This window comes from Aidingimonas halophila (assembly GCF_900106955.1).
Classification (GTDB): Bacteria; Pseudomonadota; Gammaproteobacteria; order Pseudomonadales; family Halomonadaceae; genus Aidingimonas; species Aidingimonas halophila.
Window position 1 is genome coordinate 47,721 of the sequence record NZ_FNNI01000009.1, and the last position, 18,745, is coordinate 66,465.

The following is an 18,745-nucleotide window of genomic DNA, read 5'->3' on the forward strand; positions in this document are numbered from 1 at the left end:
CTCGACTCAGGTGTGTTCGATAGCGGTTGTCGGCCGTTCGGCCAGCAGATCGCGTAGCATCGCCAGTAGCAATTGGATACAGGCCAGAGCTGAGGCCAGGGGAATGATCAGGTAGGGATACCCTTTGGGCATGCCATAGATCATGGTGACCTGGGACAATCCCTCGGAGACGTGACCGATGCCGTAATAGAACAGGAAGGAGAAGAACGTGAAGGCGATTACATCGAAGATCAGTGCCAAGGCCTTCGATACCAAGCGGGGTAGGCGTTCGAAAATCACCAGCATGCCAACGTGCTGGCGCCGACATATTCCGATGGAGACAGCCAGCAGGGCCGTCCAGATCATCAGGTATCTCGCCAGTTCCTCGGTGAATGTCAGGTTCCATGGCAGGACGTAGCGAGACAGGATCCCGATCCATACCGTCAGGACGAGTATTCCCATCAGCACGACGCAGACGCGTTCGACCCAGCGATCGAGAACCCCGCTGATGCGTTGAATATGTTGGTGGATACGGTTCATGAACATGGGCCTTTGTGTCGAGTTATCGTTGGGCATTTTATGTCGTATCAGTGATACCGTTCCTGGCGTGGGCAATTATCTTGCCTGACATCGTTATTATCTTTTAAGACAACAAGTTATTTTGTATACAAATATCTCCTTACATTCGTTGCTGCACTATTTCGGGCAATGTTCATGATCAGCATGCCCTAATATAGGGAAGTGGGTTTCGCATCATCCATGTAGGGCCGACGCGGTAATCAGCCCGTATTCCTGCGGCTGTCGGTGCAGTGCAAAATTGAAGATGTGTTCACGTATTTCCCGTGTCTGGTCGAGGTCGCAATCATGGATGAGCAGTTCGTCCTGCTGGGTCGTGGTCATGGCAACGATTTCGCCGGTCGGCGCGATGATGCTGCTTTGACCGAGCAGCCGGCAGCCTTCCTCGACGCCGGCCTTGGCGACACTGACGACCCACATGCCGTTCTGATAGGCGCCGGCCTGCATGCAGATATGATTATGAAACCCCTGCAAGTGATCGTGGGCGGGGATCGGTGGATAGTGAATGGGAGTGTTGTAACCCAGCATCATGATTTCAGCGCCCTGCAGGGCCAACATGCGGTAAGTTTCCGGCCAGCGACGGTCGTTGCATAACGCCATTCCCAACGTGCTGTCGAAGGCGTTCCAGGTGCCGAACCCCAGGTCGCCGATTTCAAAATAGCGTTTCTCGAGGTGTTGGAACGGACGCCAGGGTTCGTGCTCATCGTGTCCCGGCAAGTGGATCTTGCGGTACTTGCCGATGATCCGGCCGTCGTCACCGACCAGGATGGCGGTATTGAAGCGTCTAGTGTGGCCGTTCTGGGTCGTCAGTTCGGCGTAGCCGAGATAGAAACCGATACCGAGTTCGCGAGCCGTATCGAACAGGGGTTGTGTCTCGGGCCCAGGCATGTCGCGTTCGAAGAAGGCATCGATATCGGCCTGATCCTCGAAAAACCAGCGTGGGAAGAAAGTGGTCAGCGCCAGTTCGGGAAACACGACCAGCTGGGCGCCCCGGGCATGGGCTTGGCGCATCATGGCTTCCATGCGGGCCACGACATCGCGACGCGATTCGTCGCGGGCAATGGGACCGAGTTGGGCGGCGGCTATCGTCAATCTGCGGGTCATTTGGTGTTCCTTGTGGGGATTCAGGCGGCCAGGTCGAGCAGCACCTGAAGCAGCACGTTTGCCCCTGCCTCCAGGTCTTCGGGAGCCGTGTATTCATCGATGTTATGGCTGATGCCGTCGACACTGGGCACGAATATCATGCTGGTCGGGCAGACTCTGGCGAGCATCTGGGCATCGTGACCGGCGCCGCTGGGCATGCGCATGACGCTGAGACCATGGTCGCGTGCAGCTTTTTCGACCCGGTCGACCATCTCTGGATCGAAAGGTACCGGGTCGAAGCGCGCCAGTTGGCGTCGTTCCACGGTAACTCCTTCGCGCTCGGCAAGTTGGGTGATGAATTCGTGAAGTTGCCATTCAGCCTGTTGTAGACGGTCGTTGTCGGTGTTGCGCAGGTCGACGGTAAAGCGCGCCTGATCGGGAACCACGTTGACCAGATTGGGACCGATCTCTAATGCGCCCACGGTGCCGACCTGGTCGCCCCCTAGACGTGTAGCGAGATCGCGCACGAAACCGGCCGTTGCCATGGCGACATAACCGGCATCATGGCGCAGGCGCATCGGTGTCGTGCCGGCATGGTTGGACGTACCGGTCAGCGTGAACTCGGTCCAGGAAATGCCTTGAACCTTTTCGACGGCACCGATGGTAATGCCGGACTCTTCCAGGACGGGCCCTTGTTCGACATGAATCTCGATGAAGGCATGCACGTCGGGATGGCCCACAGGCGCATCGCCCTGAGCGCCGATCGCCTGCATGCATTCTCCGACCGTCTTGCCGTCGATGCCTTCGGTGGCCATGGCCTCTTCGAGCGACATACCGCCGACGTAGACGAGACTGCCCATCATGTCCGGGGCGAAGCGGGCGCCTTCTTCATTATTGAAAAAGGCGACGCATAACGGCCGGCGTGTGGTGATGCCGGCATCATTGAGCGTTTCGATCGCTTCGAGTCCGCCCAGCACGCCCAGGCTACCGTCGTAGAGGCCACCGGTTCGGACGGTGTCGATATGCGAGCCGGTCATGACCGGTGGGCCGTCTTCGGTTCCCCGGCGCAGGCCGAAGACGTTGCCCATGGCGTCTACCGTGACTTCCAGGCCCAGTTCACGCATCCAGCCCATGACGGTGTCGCGTCCCTGGCGATCTTCGTCGGTCAGTGCCAGACGACAGACACCACCACCGGGGAGCGCACCGATTTTTCCGAGCTCCGACAGACGATGTCGGAGGCGGTCGCCATTGATACGTAGTGTGTCATGCATGCTGGGTGGCTCCTGTGTCAATATCCTCGACGGCGCGCCCGATCAGTTGTTCGTAGAGGGCTTGGTCGGTGGCTCCTTCGCTGCCGATCAACAGCACCCGGCTGTCGATATCCAGACCCAGGCGGGCGCTCAAGGCATCGTCCTGTCTGGCGATCAGTAGACCGGCCAGTCCGGCGACGGCACTTTCACCGGCAACGAGCGGGGGATCGCCATCGATACCTTCCGCCAGGAGTCGCATGGCTTCGACGGCCGCGTTGTCGGTGATGGTGAGATAGTCATCGACACCTTGATCCAGGATTTCCCAGGCCAGTAGCGAGGTTTCACCGCAGGCCAGACCGGCCATCAAGGTGTCGAGATCGCCATGCACCGGCGTGGGTCGTCCTTCTCGGGCACTGGCAATCAGGCAGGCGGCCCGATCCGGTTCGACCACGATGATGCGTGGACAGCGATCTCCGTAGGCTTCCCAGAGTTGGGCGACGGTTGCTGCCGCCAGCCCACCAACGCCTCCCTGGATGAAGCAGTGTGTCGGGACCTGTGGCAATTGCTGAACGGCCTCATCGATCATTACCGTGTAGCCCTGCATGACATCACGCGGGATCGACATGTAACCGGGATAGGAGGTGTCCGAGACCACGAACCAGCCGTGGGTGTCGGCATCTTTGGCGGCCTGACGGATGGCGTCGTCATAGTTGCCCTGTACGCGGCGGACTTCCGCCCCGAATCGGCGTATTGCCGATTCCCGGGCATGGGACACGGTGTGATGGAGGTAGATGACGCAGCCTACGCCGAACAGATGAGCTCCCCAGGCGACCGAGCGGCCATGATTGCCATCGGTGGCGCAGCAGACCGTGACGTGAGCGGCGGCGTCGCGATGGGTGCCGGCCAGCAGTTCCTCGGTCGTCGCCGAGGGTAGCTGGCGTTTCAACAACCGAAGTACGGCATAGGCACCCCCCAATGCCTTGAAGCTATGTAGGTCGAAGCGTTTGTCTTCATCTTTGTAATGGATGTCGGCGATGTTCGCGCGCTTTGCGATACCGGACAGCTCGACCAACGGTGTCACGTGATATCCCGGCCAGGTGCGGATTTCATCGCGTGCCATCTGCATGTCTTGTTGGGTCAGTACCGCCCGGAGACGCTTCGCAAAAGCGGTGTCGCGACAGACGCGTGCATTGGCGTGATGTTCGATGGTGTCGTCGTGAATGAGTTGGCTCATGAGGTTCCCGAGGAAAACAGTCAAAGGTGATGTCTTTTAAGCTGGATCAATATTTTTATTGTGTCAAGTTAGTGAAAATATATTTTCAATGCTTCCCAGCCTATGCCAGGATGGCTAGCATGGACACCATGAAAGAACCCACCACGTTAGAAGCGCGCATTCAGGCGCATTACGAAACCTTGCCTCCGGCCGAGAAACGTCTGGGCGATTTGCTGCTCAATTTCCCCGGGGATATCGCCAACTACAGTGCCGGGGAGCTGGCCGAGACGGCCGGTACCTCCAAGGCTGCGGCATCGCGCTTTTTCCAGCGGTTGGGGTACAAGGATTTCAATGAAGCCCGTCGACAGGTCCGGGAGGCCAAGCGGTGGGGGTCACCGGTGTACCTGTCGTCCAGTCACGGCGATGACCGCACCATGCCCAGCCGGTTCCTGTCCGATCACCTGCAACAGGAAACGCTGAATCTTACCCGTACGTTGGAAGCGATTCGGCCGGACGTGCTCCGGGATGTGGCCGATGCCTTGGCGAAGGCGCGCCGGGTTCAGATCGTGGGCTTTCGCAATAGCCGGATGCTGGCGCTCTATCTGCAGCGGCAGTTATTGCTGATGCGGCCGGATGTGAGTCTGCTGCCTCAAGCGGGGCAAACTCTCGGGGAAGATCTGGTCGATATGGCGGAGCCGGATCTGCTTGTCGTGATCGGCATGCGTCGCCGGGTCGCCGCCATTCCACGTCTCATGGAGATTGCCAGAGACAGTGGGGCGCAAATCCTGCTGGTGACGGATCCTTCCGCCACCCAGTCAACGGATTTGGCTACCTGGACACTCGACTGCCATGTCCGCTCGTCATCGCTGCTGGATAGTTACTCGGCGGCCATGAGTGTACTGAATCTACTTTGTGTGACCCTGTTCGAACGCAGTCTCAGCGATCCGTATAGTCGCCTGCGACGAATCGAGAGCCTGCACGATGAACTGGAGGAACTCGACGCCTTTGCGTGGCTGAAAGAGTCGTAGCAGCGGCTGGCCAGCATGCCTTGAGTGCCAGCATGACCCGACTTGCATACTCGTCTTCTCCATCGGACGAGGAGGGGAGTTTTGTTTCAGGCACAGAGGCGGCGGTAACATAGTCGTTTGGCCCGTTGCCAGAAACAGGGAATTTCCATGCTGGATATCAAGTATTACGTACTCATCGATGCCATAGCGACGCATGGCACACTGCAGGATGCTGCGGCGGCGATCGGATTGACCCAACCGGCGGCTACGCATCGAGTGCGTGAAATGGAGCGCCGATTAGGCGTATCGCTGTTCATCCGGGAAGGGCGTCGCCTGGTACTGACTTCCCCTGGCAAACGGCTACTGGCGACGGCGCGTGAGGTATTGCCTCAATTGCAAACTGCCGAGCATGAAGCATGGCAATTGGCGCGGCGCGTGGAGCCGGCTCTGCGCATGGGAATCGGCCCTTATGATACGTTTGCTCATATCATTCCGTCCTTGTATGACCAGCATGATCGCGATGTTGATCTCGTCCGGTTGCCAATGCGTGAGATGACGGCAGCGTTGTTGTCTCGTCGCGTTGACATCATTCTCATGATCGATGTGCCTTCTCAGCGTGGACTCACCTATGAATCTGTCTTCGAGGCGCCGCTTGTCGCAGTGTTACCGCCTTCACATGCTTATGCCAATGCCTCTGTCATTCCTCCGCAAGTGTTCGATGAAGGTCGGCATTTTACATATAGCACGTCGCCGGAAGCGGGACATGAGTTCGAGCATTTTTTTCAGCCGGCCGGCATCTATCCCTCGCATATGATTCAGATCGAGTCCGTGTCCTTGATTCTGGAATTGGTGGCGGCAGGTAAAGGTGTGAGCATACTGTCGCAATGGGCTGCACAGGACGCCCATCGGGCGGGCAAGGTCGCTATACGTCCCTTGGCGGCCGACATTGCCCCGATTCCATGGTATCTGGCTTATGCCGATGAGCCTCACGTAGCTGAAGTGGCCACCCCGCTGGCTTCTACGTTGCGCGCTCTCTATTAGAGTACTGCTCACCTATAAAAATCTCGTTGCAGGTCCCTTGAGATTCTAATTAGTACTCGTTCGCAGGTCCCCCTAGCATATGTCGCATCCAACGAGTTGTTAGGAGGAAGTTATATGGGAACCAATGCTGCAACGGAAACGGCTAAGCAAGATCGTGATATTGACACCCTGCGACGTTTCGTCAATTTATCCGACTACCCTGTAGATAAGCGTCCTAGTGGAGAGCAGGAAAGTCATGTTTATTGGGAGACGGTGGAGCGTGTAAGAAATCAGCTTCGTGGGGATGGTTGTGCACTGCTTTCCAATTTCATCAAATCCGACGTCATCGATTTATTGAGAGAAGAAAGCGAAGAGCTGGCGCCGGAAGCATTCTATTCAGATAACAACGTCAACCCTTATGTGACAAAGGATGATCCTTCATTACCGGAAGATCATCCGATACGCTTTTTTCAGCATTATACCAATGGTTTCGTTGCCAGAGACCTGATTCCCGATGATGCCATTATCAAACGTTTATATCAGAACCCTTATTTCATGCGGTTCATTGCCGACTGCTTGGAAGAACCGGTCATATATGAATTCTCGGACCCGATCGCTGGCTTGGTAATCAACGTCATGCCTGATGACACCGAACTTCCCTGGCATTTCGATACCAATGAGTTCATCGTCAGTCTGATGACTCGCCGACCGCAAGAGGGAGGAGAGTTCCAGTATTGTCCGAATATTCGTGAGCCAGGCAATGAAAATTTCGATGCCGTGCGTGAGGTGCTGCAAGGCAATCATGACCGCGTTGAGTCCCTGACTCTGAATACTGGAGACCTGCAGCTTTTCAAGGGCCGGTACTCCATGCACCGAGTGGCGTCGGCAAAAGGTCAGCGTCTGTGTACATTACTCGGCTATTCGAAAACGCCCGACATGATGGGAAGTCTGGAGCATACTCGAAAAATATATGGACGTGTGACTCAACAACACATCGATGCCGAAAATCAGCGTCGTCAAGATAATTTAATGGGATGAATGTTGCGTTATCTACATAAAATCAAGGAAATGAATCGCATATGAGCGGGATAGTTTCTCTCCCCGATAGCTGCTCGAATGATACCCAATACAGTGGTGCGAGGTTTCGCGAAACAGAGATCAATACTGCACTGCTGGAGCGAGTTCAGCGGTATTGCCTTGCGCGATTACGTGCACAGATGAAATATCACGGCATGGACGCCGTGATTCTGTTTGATCCAGTCAACATTCGCTATGCGTGTGGCGTGCGCAACATGGAGGTTTACTCGCGTCGCAACCCGGCTCGTTACCTTTATGTGGCGGCAGAGGGGCCTGTCGTACTGTACGAGTTCAGTGCGTGTCTTCACTTGACGCGGGGCTCCATCGTGCTCGATGAAGTCTATCCCGCTCGTGCTGTCATGCCGCAATACAGTGGGCCAAAGTGTGCTCAGCATACCTCCGCTTTCGTCAAGGACATTGAGGGACTGTTCGCCCGTTCTTCGACGAATGGCCGTTGTATCGGGATCGAGTCGGCGCCGACAGGAGTTATCCAGGGGTTGGCAGATGCCGGCTTCACATTGGTGGATGGCACCGTCGCTACCGAAGGTGCGAAATCCATCAAGAGCCTGGATGAACTGGCACTGATCTATCGCTCGGTCATTCTTACCGAAGCGGCGATGGAACGCATGGAAAGTGCGTTGCGCCCTGGAATGACGGAAAACGAGTTATGGTCGATCTTCAATCAACATGTGCTGGCCACCGGGGGAGAATATGCCGAAACACGATTACTGTCTTCCGGTGATCGAACGAATCCATGGTTTCAAGAATGCTCCGACAAGGTGATCGCGCCTGGTGAGCTGGTTGCCTTTGATACGGACATCGTGGGGTGTTTCGGCTATTACACGGATTTTTCGCGGACGTTTCATGTCCCGGGCGCGGGAGAACCAACTCATGATCAGAAAGCGCTTTACCGGATGGCTGCGGATCAACTGGAAACGAACATCGCCTTGCTGTCTCCCGGGATGACTTTCCGGGAGTATTCACAACGCGCCTGGCCAATCCCCGATGGATACCTTGAAAACCGCTATCTCGATATCGTCCACGGCTGTGGCATGTCGGGGGAATGGCCATTAATTGCTCATGATGGCGATTGGGATGATGTCGGTTACGACGGCGTCATCGAGCCTGGCATGACGCTTTGTGTCGAAGCCTATATCGGCCATCGCGATGGCGTGCAAGGGGTCAAGCTGGAGGAGCAGGTGCTGATTACCGAACAGGGTATCGAACGGTTGTCTACCTATGGATATGCCGACGACCTGCTTGATGACTGAATCATGCCAAAAGATGGTTGATGAACATAACGACTGATAAATGAAGAATGTGAACCCGACGAGAGGGAAGATAATGAAATTGCTTCGTACGGCCGTATTGATGGGATGTTGTGGCTATGCAGTGGTGGCGCAAGCCGATGAGTTGACGATCGGTACCAACAATTGGGCCGAGAATATCGCGGTTTCGAACATGTGGCAGCAGCTGCTTGTCGAGCAAGGCTATGATGTCGAATTGCGCTCGACCGGCAAGAGTGTCATTTTCAGCGGGCTGGCTCAGGATTCGATCGACATGTCCCTGGAAGTCTGGTTACCGCATGGTGATGCCCAGTATATCGAACCGTACCAGGATCAGATCGATGTTCACGATGCTTGGTATGATGGAGCTCAGGATGAGTTGGTCGTTCCCGCCTATATGACCGAGATCGACTCCATCAGCGATCTCAAAGAACACGCCGATCGCTTTGAACATCAGGGCGAACCGACGATTGTCGGCATCGAGTCAGGCTCGGCCATTTCCGGTGAAACGGAAGATGCCATCGAGCGTTACGACCTTCCGTTTCGGCAACTGAATAGCTCAGGTCCAGCGATGCTCGGGGCTCTGGACGATGCCTATCGGAAGGAGCAACCGATTGCCGTAACGCTTTGGCAACCTCATTGGGCCTACGCAGCATACGATCTCAAGGCGTTGGAAGATCCCAAGAAATCCTACGGCGGTGGCGACGACATCATGTGGATGTCGCACAAAGGCTTCGCCGATCGTCATCCCGATGTCGCGGCCATGATGAATGAGTGGTACATGACTCATGAGCAACTGGCTGACTTGATGCTCACCATCGAGGAAGACGGGGAGCCGGCTGAGGGTGCGGCAATATGGATAGAAGAGAATCGCGATCTCGTCGATGAGTGGTTAGCCGCTGGAAACGATAACGAGTGATTTAGTAGCGTGATCCTCGCTGTAAAAAGGCCTTCCCATGTCCTGTCATGGGAAGGCCTTGATGGTCAGTATCGCCGGCTGTTCATTGGCTACGTCTGCGAGAGTTTCCGTTTGTTTGCCTTGAATCGGTAACGTAGCGCCAGAATGATGGAGATGAGTGCGAGTATCAGCAATGCCAACGAGATCGGTCGAGTGAAGAACAGGGTCCAGTCTTCGTTGCTCATCAGCGCCCGCCGTAGATTGGTTTCGGCGATCGGTCCCAGAATGACACCGAGCACAAGCGGTGCCAGTGGGTAGTCGAGTTTGCTGAGCAGGTAACCGACGATGCCGACGCAAAGCAGCAGGTAGATATCGGTGGCGCGGTTGTTGAGCGCAAACGCGCCGATGACACAGCAGACCAATACGACGGGCACAATGATGGAGCGCGGCACTTCGGTCACTCTGAGGAACCAGCGCATACTGAACAGGCAGACGACCAGTACCATTCCGGCGGCCAGCATCATGGCCATGAACATGCCATAGACGATGTCGCCGTGGTCGAGTATCAGACGTGGACCGACACCCACGCCGTGAACCATCAGTGATGCCATCAAGACCGCATCGACCGCACTGCCGGGGATCCCGAGGGCGATCATCGGAATCAGGCCACCGCCCGAGGTGGCGGAATTGCCTGACTCGGAAGCGACGACGCCTTCCGGTGTGCCGGTACCGAAACTGTCCGGGTTTTTTGAAGCACGCTTTGCCTGGTCGTAGGCCAGCAGGTTGGCGATGCTGCCGCCGGCGCCGGGTACGGCACCGATGAATACGCCCACCAGGGATGAGCGAATCAGATTGAGCGGCCGGGCGATCGTCTCGCGCATGGCATCCATTGGCCGGAAATTGACGTTGGCCGAAATCAATTGCTTGCCCTGTTTGATCTGGTCGGCATCCTCGACTTCCTGCAACAACTGGCTGACCGCGAAGACGCCAATCAACACGACCAGGAAGGGGAAACCGTTGGCGAGCAGTTGCAGGTCAAAGCTGAACCGGGGTTCCCCCATCATGGGATCGGTGCCGACCGTGGCGATCAACAGGCCGAGGCATCCCGTCATCAATCCCTTGAGCATGGATTTTCCTACCAGGCTGGCGACGACGGTCATGGCGAAGATGATCAGCGAGAAGTACTCCCAGGCGCCGAGCTTGACGGCAATCAGAGCCAGCGGTGGGGCTGCGATGATGAGAACGACCGTGCTGATCAGGGCACCAAAAAACGACGCCCAGATGCCGATGGCCAGGGCACGCCCCGGTTGTCCATTGCGTGCCATCGGGTAAGCGTCGAAGGTGGTGGCGACGGCTGACGGCGTCCCGGGGATGCCGAGCAAGGCTGCACTGATCATGCCGCCGGTATACCCGCCGACGTAGACTGCCAGCATGGTGGCAACCCCTTGCAGCGGTGGCATGGCAAAGGTCAATGGGAGTGTCAGCACGATCGCCATGGTGATCGTGAAGCCGGGAATGGCGGCAGCGATGACACCGGCCACCACACCAACGAGCATGGTGAGAATGGTGCCCAGGGTGAAAAGTTGGCTCGCACCGGAGAGAAGGGCGTCTAGCATGCGTTGGTTCTCCTGTGATGCCAGTAACCGATGAATGGATTAGTCGAACATGCCGCGTGGCAGGCTGATTGAAAAGACATTCTGGAACAGCGCATGGATGCCGACGGAAAACAGCAAGGCGATCACCAGAGCGATCAGCAGGGCGCGTGGTCGGCGTGCGCCGAGCAGTCCTTGAACGAGCATCAAGAACAGGAATGATGCAAGCCGGAAACCGAGTAGCGGCACGGTCAGAGTGTAGGTACCGAACAGTGCCAATACACCAAGCGCAAGGCGATGGTTCCACAGCCATTGTCTGATCAGCCCATCCGGCAGGGAGGCGCTACTGGCGATACGAGGGACTTCCTTGGCGACGAGTGCCAGGTTGAGAAGTATCAGCAGCCCCAGAATCAGCCGGGGAAATGTGCCGGCACCGAGTGGTTCCCAGGCGGATTCCGGCAGGCTTCCGGCTCGCACGAATAGATAGATGAAAAAGAGTGCCAGGATCCCGTTCAGAGCGATATGGGCAATGGCACTGGCCCGGTCAGTTGACCGGGCCGTGGATGAGGAGTCCCTCGGGCTCATTTTTCAAGTTCTCCGGAGAGCCGTTCGATTGTATCGTTGGTCGTATCCAGGTAGTCGGTATACGCTTCCGGACCGTTGTACTGCACTTCGGCGCCGGCGTTGTTGATGCCCTCGATGAAATCGTCATCCCCGGAAAGGGATTCCAGTGCCTCCGCCAGGATCTCGACACGCGCTTCGGGTGTCCCTTCGGGGGCGACCAGCCCACGCACGATATTGAGGTTGAGGTCCTCGTAGCCCAGTTCGTTGAATGTCGGGACATCAGGCGTTTCGTCGATACGTTCGTCGCTACCGACGGCAAGGAATTGTAGATCGTCGTTCTTGACGAACTCTCCGCTGGAAGCAATATCGCCCATTGCGGCATCGATATTACCACCCACCAGGGCACGAATCCGTTCTCCGGTCCCTTCGAAGCCAACGTAGCGGAACTCGAGATCTTCGGCATCGGCAATCATGGCGGCGTGAACGTGGGGAATGCCGCCAAGCGTGACACCGAAACGAATCTCGCCGGGGTTGTCCTGAGCGTATTCGACGAACTCTTCGACATTGTCCCAACGGTCATCGTCGGCATTGACGGTCAGGTATTGAGGTGAGGCCGTCATTGAGGCGATAGGGGTAAAATCATCCCAGTTGATATCGGTCAATCCGGTATGATGCGCTACCATCAGACCCTCATGAACCTGACCGACGGTATAACCGTCTGCATCGCGTTCCGTCAGATCCTCCAGCCCTGTGGTGCCACTGACCCCCGGGACATTGATGACTTGCAGGGATTGACCGAGGTGATCTTCGATATGTTCGGAAATGACACGCATCAGAGTGTCGCTGCCACCTCCGGGGGACCACGGAACGATGAATTCGATGGTATCGTCAGGGTAATCCGGTTGTGCTTGGACAGGGCCGACGCTGGCCAGGGCGATGCCTGCAGCCAGTGCTGTCATCATTGGCTTCAATCCGGTCAACCGGAAGGCGTGTGGAGTGAATTGTCGTTCAGGAATCATTGTCATGATTGTCATCCTCTGTTGTCGTCAGCGTCGTTATCAACCTAGGTCGATTATTGTGGTATAAATCTTATATCGATTAAAAAATCGATTTTATAGAGACTATGATATGGTATCGGGTAGGCGTCAACCCGACAGGGCAAATCTTCATTGGCTGTTATTGGGAACATCACCATGACGGTACTGGACTCCTCGAGTGCGACAGCATCTAGTCAAGTCTTCGAAGCACTCAAGAGAGATTTGATACGTGGGCAGTTCAAAGCGGGAGAGAAGCTGGCTATCAGCTCACTCAAATCGCATTACCAAGTCGGTCTTAGCCCGCTACGCGAGGCACTCAACCGATTGTCGGCCTATGGGCTGCTGGAGCAGGTCAACCAACGGGGGTTTCGGGTGCCGGCAATGCGTCTGGAGGAACTGGACGATATTGCCAACCTGCGGTCGCAACTCGAATGCATGGCGTTGACCCAGGCGTTCCAGAACGGTGATGCTGAGTGGGAGTCACTGTTGGTTGCGGCTCATCATCGGCTTCGCCGGGCCGATGAAAAGCCGGAACAGATAGAAGAGTGGGAGCAGGCTCACCTGCGTTTTCATCGCGCCTTGTTGGCGGCTTGTGGGTCGAGCTGGTTGCTGCGTTTCATTGAGCAGTTACACGATCAGTTCGATCGCTATCGCCGTATGGCACCCCCCAATCCGGAGGTGCGTCGCCAGTTGGATGCTCAACATGGTGAGTTGGTGGAGTATGCGCTGAATCGCGATATCAGCGGGGGGCGGGCATTGCTGGATGATCATATCCGGTTGTCACATGATGTCGCCAGAGGGTGTTGTGACGTATAGGGAAGCAGGAGTGGGCCATAAAGCGTTCTGGGGTATGAGTGGAAGGTCAACGCTCGGTGTGACGTAGAGTAGCGCCCCTCTTGGCGCCTTTTCCGGCTTTTGATCTGGCATTGCTACGCTAGCATGGTGCCATGCCATGAACTCCATTCGGATGTGATGCATGAATCCTTCCACACTTATCGGGATCGCGGCCAGCGTCTTGATGCTGGCCAGTGTCGTTTTGCTGAGTGCCGAATCGGCAACCAGCTTCATCAATTTGCCTGGGTTGGCGATCGTGCTGACCGGTACACTGGCAGCGACCTTCATTAGCTATCCGCTGCGTGAAGTGCTTCGTGTCTTCCGCTTGGTCGGTATCGTGTTCCGCCGCGAAAACCGCTATATCGACGACGATATTCAGGAACTGGTTGCCATGGCACGGCTATGGTTCCAGGGCGATGTTCGCGCTGTCGAGCGTTCGCTCGAATCGACACGTAACCCATTCCTGCGTACGGGAATCCAGTTGGTGATCGATAACACCAAGCAGGAAGATGTACTGGAACTGCTGCGCTGGCGTATCGCTCGACTGAAAGCGAGAGAGCGGGCCGAAGCACAGATCTTCCGCACCATGGCACTCTATGCACCGGCATTCGGAATGATCGGCACGTTGGTCGGGCTGGTGAACATGCTCGAGGTCATGGACAGCGGCGAGATCGGCATGATCGGTGAACGCATGGCGGTGGCGTTGCTGACGACGTTTTACGGCATCGTGCTTGCCAACCTGGTTTTCAAACCGATCGCCGTCAAACTCGAGCGACGTACCGAAGAGCGATTGATAGCCATGCACATGGTGTTGGAGGGGGTGGCCTTGATGACCAAGCGTCGTTTGCCCTCTTTCATCGAGGAGACACTGAAGTCGTTCGTGGCCACGCACCATGATGAAATTCGGGAACCGGATGTCTCCGAATCATCTCGCCGACGGCTGCGTGATCGGTTGCGTCGTTCCTCATCGGAGGAGATAGCCGATGCCTGACGATCATCGTCATGCCATTGATGACGATCGGCTGCTGGCACCCGCCGAGGAAGAAAGCAGCAGCGTATGGATGGTCAGCTATATCGATGTGATGACGTTGCTTGTGGCGCTTTTCGTGCTGTTACTGTCGTTATCGAGCTATGTCGACGGCGACGCCAGTGAAGCGCAATTGGAGCCTGGCGCTCTGCAGGCATCCATGCTTACCCGTGCGTCATCGTTACGGCTCGACGAGTCGGGGCATCTCGGCGTGCCGCTACCGCCGGGTGCTCTACGTGCCACGCATCCCCCGGAACGGCCGGCTCCGTCGCCGACAGACGTCACTCGAATCGATCCCAGTGTAGTAGTTGTCGCCATGGGCGTGGGGCGTCCGGGCACTCAACCCTCGGCATGGGTCCCTCCCAAGGTGGTGGCGCCGGTCGACCTGGATATTCCTGAGTCGGTGGGCGACGGCGTCGTGGTCATTACGGAACTGACGCCGGAAGATACGCAGGAACTCGATCCTGAAGTGATTGATCTGATCGCGGACCTGGATGATGCACCACGCGTTCCGGATCTTGATGGTGTCGAGGTCTCGCGTGTGGAGGAGGGCATCAGTCTCCGTGTGGAGGATCACCTGCTGTTCGAATCGGGCTCCGGCGAGTTGATCGGTTCCGGGGAGGGGCTGGTTGACGAACTGGTGTCGATCATCGAGCGCTATGAGGGTGAGGTGTCGATCGAAGGCCATACCGATAGCCGACCGATCAATACCGAGTCGTTCCCGTCGAACTGGGAACTATCCAGTGCCCGGGCGATGGCGATTCTTCGTTATCTCGAAGCTGCCGGTATCGAGCCGACGCGACTGCGCGCCGTCGGGTTCGGGGAAACCCGGCCGTTGGCAAGCAACGAGACCGCCGAAGGGCGTGAACGTAACCGTCGCGTCGAGGTGATCGTGCATCTCTAGAAGGTGTGTCGCTTCAGCTCGGCGAGCGCCGATTGCGGTTGGCGACGACGCGTGACGTCAGGTTCTTGAGAACCAGAGTGATGACGAACACAAGCCAGCCGGCAGTGGCGACGATGTTGAACAGCAACATTTTCCCCTGGCCTGCAAGCGGGGTGATGATGCCTTCGATAATGATGGCCAGCCCCAGAGACAATACAATCGGCAAGGCAGCGAGGTGCATCCACATTTCCGTGCGTCGCCGACGTATCCGGTAACGGCGCAGGGCAATACGCATGGGGCGATGTCCCCAACTGACGATGATCAGGGTTCCTGCCAGACTGAGGGCGAGCAGTATGGGTTTGATGGTGCCTTGCCAGAGTGCAATGCTGATGGACCAACTGATGGACAGCCACATCAGCCCTTCCAGCATGGCAATGATATCGGCCTTGTTACGAACTTGACGCATCTTGATAGGGCTCTCGGGACAACGTTGCATCGAGATATCGGTCGATGCCAGGAATGCGATGATACGCGAGTTCGTTCGTCGGCGTCAGGTGTTATCGTGCTTTGTTGAGGCCAGTGGGTAATCGGCCGAGGTTTCAGGTATAGTCCCGGCGATGATATTGCTGCAATGAAGGCGTGATAGCTGTTATGACCCAATTGACCCTGACCCGTCCCGACGACTGGCACCTGCACCTACGTGACGGCGCGGCCATGCGCTCCGTTGTGGCGCATTCCGCACGGCAGTGCGGGCGCGCCATCATCATGCCCAATCTGAAACCGCCGGTGACGACGACCGAACAGGCACTGGCCTATCGTGAACGCATTCTTGCGGCGCTACCTGAGGATAGCGGCTTCGAACCGCTGATGACGCTATACCTGACCGATGACACCACACCGGAAGAGATCGAGTCGGCAAAGGCCAGCGGTGTGGTGCATGCCGTCAAGCTTTATCCCGCCGGAGCCACGACCAATTCGGCATCGGGCGTGACGGATATCCGCCATTGTGATGCGGCCATCGAAGCGCTGGCTCGAGTGGGTATGCCCTTGCTGGTTCATGGCGAGGTGACGCGCCCATCCATCGATATCTTCGATCGCGAAGCGGTCTTTATCGATGAGGTCATGGCACCGTTGCTGACACGCCATCCTTCGCTCAAGGTCGTCTTCGAACATATCACCACCCGTGATGCCGTCGAGTTCGTGACCGCGGCGCCGGAGAACGTGGCGGCAACGATCACGGCACACCACTTGCTGTTCAATCGCAATCACATGCTGGTGGGCGGTATTCGACCGCACTATTATTGTCTACCGGTACTCAAGCGGGCCTCCCATCGAGAGGCCCTGCTTGCTGCCGCCACTTCGGGGAATCCCAAGTTTTTTCTGGGCACGGACAGCGCGCCACATGCCAGAGGCGACAAGGAGTCGGCATGCGGTTGTGCCGGCGCGTTTACGGCGCCGGTGGCCATCGAACTATATGCCTCGGCCTTCGAGGAAGCAGGCGCGTTGGAGCGGCTGGAAGGGTTTGCCAGCCATTTCGGCCCCGATTTCTATGGCCTGCCGCGTAACCGGGACCTGATCACACTGGCAAAACACGAATGGACGATCCCGGCATCGTTCCCGTATGGGGACGACGATCAAACGATCGTGCCGTTGATGGCGGGCGAGCACCTGGCCTGGCGAATGACGTCGGCAGAAGATGACGACAGCTAACGCGTGATTAGGTGACCGTTGTCATCGATATCCAGTCGCCGGTTACGTCCCGCCATCATGGCGCACCCGGCGGCGAGCATGGCAATCAAGGCCAGGAGTATGCTGATAGTGGTCAGCCCCGCTCCGATATCGAGCATGATCCCGATGGACAGCGGTCCCAAGGCTGCCAGACAATAGCCAAACCCTTGCGCCATGCTCGATAGCTTCCCTGCAATACGGGAATTTCCGCTACGCAGGGCAATGAGCGTCAAGGCCATGCTGAAACTGCCACCCTGGCCGAGACCCAGCAAGACGACGCCCCACCAACGCCATGCCACAGGACCGCTCAGCAGTAACAGCAACCCGCTAATGCTGGCACCGATGACCAACAGGATCGCGGGACGCTGGTCCCGGCCAAGCCTTGCTAGCCAGGGGGTTCCCAGGGCGGCAATGAGCTGCACCATGACGGAAATGGCCAGCAGCGATCCCGCTTCGGCTTCGCCCAGTCCTCGACGTTGCATCAGCACGGGTAGCCACCCGAAGACAATGTAAGCCAGCGACGACTGGGAGCCCATCAACCCTGTGACCTGCCAGGCAAGAGGCTCCCGCCATAAGGCGAGCCGTGGCGTGCCTGCTGTGCTTGCCGGTTTCTCGGGACGTGTCTGTGGCATCATGCGCCGCCAGGCAACAAGTGCTAGCAGAGCTATCAATGACCAGCTTGCCAAGCTGCGTCCCCAACCTCCCAATGCATCCGATAGGGGAATGCTGAGACCGGCCCCCAGGGCACCTCCCAGACAGAGCGCCATGGTATAGACGCCGGTCATCACGTCGGCACCTTTGGGAAGTTCTCGTTTGACCAGGGCGGGCAGTAGTGTGCCGCAGACACCGATTGCCGCACCGGCGAGTACGGTACCGCCATACAGGAGCCACAAGTTTTCACTGCCGCGCAGCAACAGGGCAAATGCCAGTATTGCCAGGGCGAACGAGAGGGTTCTTTCCGGTCCCAGACGCTTTGCCAGCCAGGGAGCGGTTGGGGCAAAGATGCCCAGGCACAAGACCGGCAGGGTGGTCAGGGCACCCGCGCCCAGCGCCGTCAGGGCGGTGTCGTCCTGAATGCGGTTGAGGACGGGGGATAGCGAGGAGAGTGCCGGGCGCAGGTTGAGCCCGACCAGAATCATCAGCAGGATGAAAGCGGGCATGAGATGCCTATTTCATGTAGGACCGAAGATCGCCGCGTACGGCATCGAGAAAGGTGATGAAGCGGGTGTCGCCGCTGGCATCCACACGGTCGACCCGGCTACTGGTAGAGATGTGGTTGCCGACCTTGACTTGATCGAATATCTCCAGGGTGATGCTGTCTGCAGCGCGGTCACCGACCCGGATCTGGCCATCAATCAAGTTGAAGGTTTCCAGCAACGAGGCGCGTACGCGAGTTGACTCGCCATCTTCCAGCACACGACGGATGAATAGCCAGCCTTCGCAGGGCAGCAGTTCGTTGTCGACATATTCACGCATGAACAGGGTGCGGTAACAGGCGCCCTCGCTGGCTCCCTTGTCAGCCATGCTGTGGTATCCCTGAGTGACGCTTTTCGCCGTGACGCCGGCATTGACGAGTTTGTCCGTGGCGCCTCGGTGTTCCCTGACGAGTTGTTCCTGACGCTGATAGGTCACCCAACGGTGATATTCCTGAATGCGATCCCGTGAGTTCATGCGATCTCCGTATCCGCTGA

19 protein-coding genes are annotated in these 18,745 nt (G+C 57.3%); 9 read left to right on the forward strand and 10 right to left on the reverse strand.

The window, feature by feature from the left end; genetic code table 11:
• Positions 1-6: 6 nt before the first annotated feature.
• From BLW01_RS16365 to BLW01_RS16380, 4 genes are all read right to left on the reverse strand, one after another.
• A complete protein-coding gene (locus BLW01_RS16365; protein WP_092571791.1) occupies positions 7-519 on the reverse strand; it encodes a TRAP transporter small permease in 513 nt (170 codons plus the stop codon).
• A gap of 213 nt (positions 520-732) precedes the next feature.
• Entirely contained in the window at positions 733-1,659 is a 927-nt protein-coding gene (locus tag BLW01_RS16370; protein WP_092571669.1) for an N-carbamoyl-D-amino-acid hydrolase, read from the reverse strand.
• 20 nt (positions 1,660-1,679) lie between these two features.
• Positions 1,680-2,909 carry a Zn-dependent hydrolase gene (locus tag BLW01_RS16375; RefSeq protein WP_092571671.1) on the reverse strand — a complete coding sequence of 410 codons (1,230 nt, stop codon included), beginning with the start codon at positions 2,907-2,909 and terminating at the stop codon, positions 1,680-1,682.
• On the reverse strand, positions 2,902-4,122 hold the full coding sequence (locus BLW01_RS16380; RefSeq protein WP_092571673.1) for a diaminopropionate ammonia-lyase: 1,221 nt from the start codon (positions 4,120-4,122) through the stop codon (positions 2,902-2,904). The genes BLW01_RS16375 and BLW01_RS16380 overlap by 8 nt, the downstream gene beginning before the upstream one ends.
• A 119-nt stretch (positions 4,123-4,241) precedes the next feature.
• Here BLW01_RS16380 and BLW01_RS16385 point away from each other — a divergent pair, with 119 nt between their 5' ends.
• The 5 genes from BLW01_RS16385 (at position 4,242) to BLW01_RS16405 (ending at position 9,410) form a co-directional block, all read left to right on the forward strand.
• Entirely contained in the window at positions 4,242-5,129 is an 888-nt protein-coding gene (locus BLW01_RS16385; RefSeq protein WP_175529880.1) for a MurR/RpiR family transcriptional regulator, read from the forward strand.
• 147 nt (positions 5,130-5,276) lie between these two features.
• Positions 5,277-6,149, forward strand: a complete 873-nt coding sequence (locus tag BLW01_RS16390; RefSeq protein ID WP_092571677.1) for a LysR family transcriptional regulator — start codon at positions 5,277-5,279, stop codon at positions 6,147-6,149.
• A 114-nt stretch (positions 6,150-6,263) separates the two neighbouring features.
• A complete protein-coding gene (locus BLW01_RS16395; protein WP_092571679.1) occupies positions 6,264-7,166 on the forward strand; it encodes a HalD/BesD family halogenase in 903 nt (300 codons plus the stop codon).
• Between the two features lie 41 nt (positions 7,167-7,207).
• Positions 7,208-8,476: a M24 family metallopeptidase gene (locus BLW01_RS16400; protein WP_092571681.1), complete on the forward strand. Its 1,269-nt coding sequence runs from the start codon at positions 7,208-7,210 to the stop codon at positions 8,474-8,476.
• Between the two features lie 73 nt (positions 8,477-8,549).
• On the forward strand, positions 8,550-9,410 hold the full coding sequence (locus tag BLW01_RS16405; RefSeq protein WP_092571683.1) for a glycine betaine ABC transporter substrate-binding protein: 861 nt from the start codon (positions 8,550-8,552) through the stop codon (positions 9,408-9,410).
• Between the two features lie 89 nt (positions 9,411-9,499).
• On the opposite strand, the gene BLW01_RS16410 is transcribed toward BLW01_RS16405, so the two are convergent.
• From BLW01_RS16410 to BLW01_RS16420, 3 genes are read right to left on the reverse strand one after another with little or no spacing between them, the layout of a single operon-like run.
• Positions 9,500-11,005: a tripartite tricarboxylate transporter permease gene (locus BLW01_RS16410; protein ID WP_092571685.1), complete on the reverse strand. Its 1,506-nt coding sequence runs from the start codon at positions 11,003-11,005 to the stop codon at positions 9,500-9,502.
• Between the two features lie 39 nt (positions 11,006-11,044).
• Positions 11,045-11,566: a tripartite tricarboxylate transporter TctB family protein gene (locus BLW01_RS16415; RefSeq protein WP_092571686.1), complete on the reverse strand. Its 522-nt coding sequence runs from the start codon at positions 11,564-11,566 to the stop codon at positions 11,045-11,047.
• A complete protein-coding gene (locus tag BLW01_RS16420; RefSeq protein WP_217635556.1) occupies positions 11,563-12,570 on the reverse strand; it encodes a Bug family tripartite tricarboxylate transporter substrate binding protein in 1,008 nt (335 codons plus the stop codon). The genes BLW01_RS16415 and BLW01_RS16420 overlap by 4 nt, the downstream gene beginning before the upstream one ends.
• Before the next feature lie 168 nt (positions 12,571-12,738).
• On the opposite strand from BLW01_RS16420, the gene BLW01_RS16425 reads away from it, so the two are divergent.
• The 3 genes from BLW01_RS16425 to BLW01_RS16435 all read left to right on the forward strand — a co-directional run bounded on the left by BLW01_RS16425 (position 12,739) and on the right by BLW01_RS16435 (position 15,347).
• Positions 12,739-13,398 carry a GntR family transcriptional regulator gene (locus BLW01_RS16425; RefSeq protein ID WP_092571688.1) on the forward strand — a complete coding sequence of 220 codons (660 nt, stop codon included), beginning with the start codon at positions 12,739-12,741 and terminating at the stop codon, positions 13,396-13,398.
• Positions 13,399-13,558: 160 nt separating this feature from the next.
• Positions 13,559-14,407: a motility protein A gene (locus BLW01_RS16430; RefSeq protein ID WP_092571690.1), complete on the forward strand. Its 849-nt coding sequence runs from the start codon at positions 13,559-13,561 to the stop codon at positions 14,405-14,407.
• Positions 14,400-15,347, forward strand: coding sequence for an OmpA/MotB family protein (locus BLW01_RS16435; protein ID WP_092571692.1), 948 nt, complete (start codon positions 14,400-14,402; stop codon positions 15,345-15,347). The genes BLW01_RS16430 and BLW01_RS16435 overlap by 8 nt, the downstream gene beginning before the upstream one ends.
• Before the next feature lie 13 nt (positions 15,348-15,360).
• On the opposite strand, the gene BLW01_RS16440 is transcribed toward BLW01_RS16435, so the two are convergent.
• Complete coding sequence (locus BLW01_RS16440) at positions 15,361-15,792, reverse strand: hypothetical protein (protein ID WP_092571694.1); 432 nt, start codon at positions 15,790-15,792, stop codon at positions 15,361-15,363.
• Positions 15,793-15,977: 185 nt separating this feature from the next.
• Between BLW01_RS16440 and pyrC the strand changes: the two genes are divergently transcribed.
• Positions 15,978-17,036 carry a dihydroorotase gene (pyrC, locus tag BLW01_RS16445; RefSeq protein ID WP_092571696.1) on the forward strand — a complete coding sequence of 353 codons (1,059 nt, stop codon included), beginning with the start codon at positions 15,978-15,980 and terminating at the stop codon, positions 17,034-17,036.
• On the opposite strand, the gene BLW01_RS16450 is transcribed toward pyrC, so the two are convergent.
• Together BLW01_RS16450 and BLW01_RS16455 are read right to left on the reverse strand one after the other, a co-directional pair.
• Positions 17,033-18,214: a CynX/NimT family MFS transporter gene (locus BLW01_RS16450; protein ID WP_229806486.1), complete on the reverse strand. Its 1,182-nt coding sequence runs from the start codon at positions 18,212-18,214 to the stop codon at positions 17,033-17,035. The genes pyrC and BLW01_RS16450 overlap by 4 nt on opposite strands.
• 7 nt (positions 18,215-18,221) lie before the next feature.
• Complete coding sequence (locus BLW01_RS16455) at positions 18,222-18,725, reverse strand: hypothetical protein (RefSeq protein WP_092571698.1); 504 nt, start codon at positions 18,723-18,725, stop codon at positions 18,222-18,224.
• Positions 18,726-18,745 lie beyond the last annotated feature (20 nt).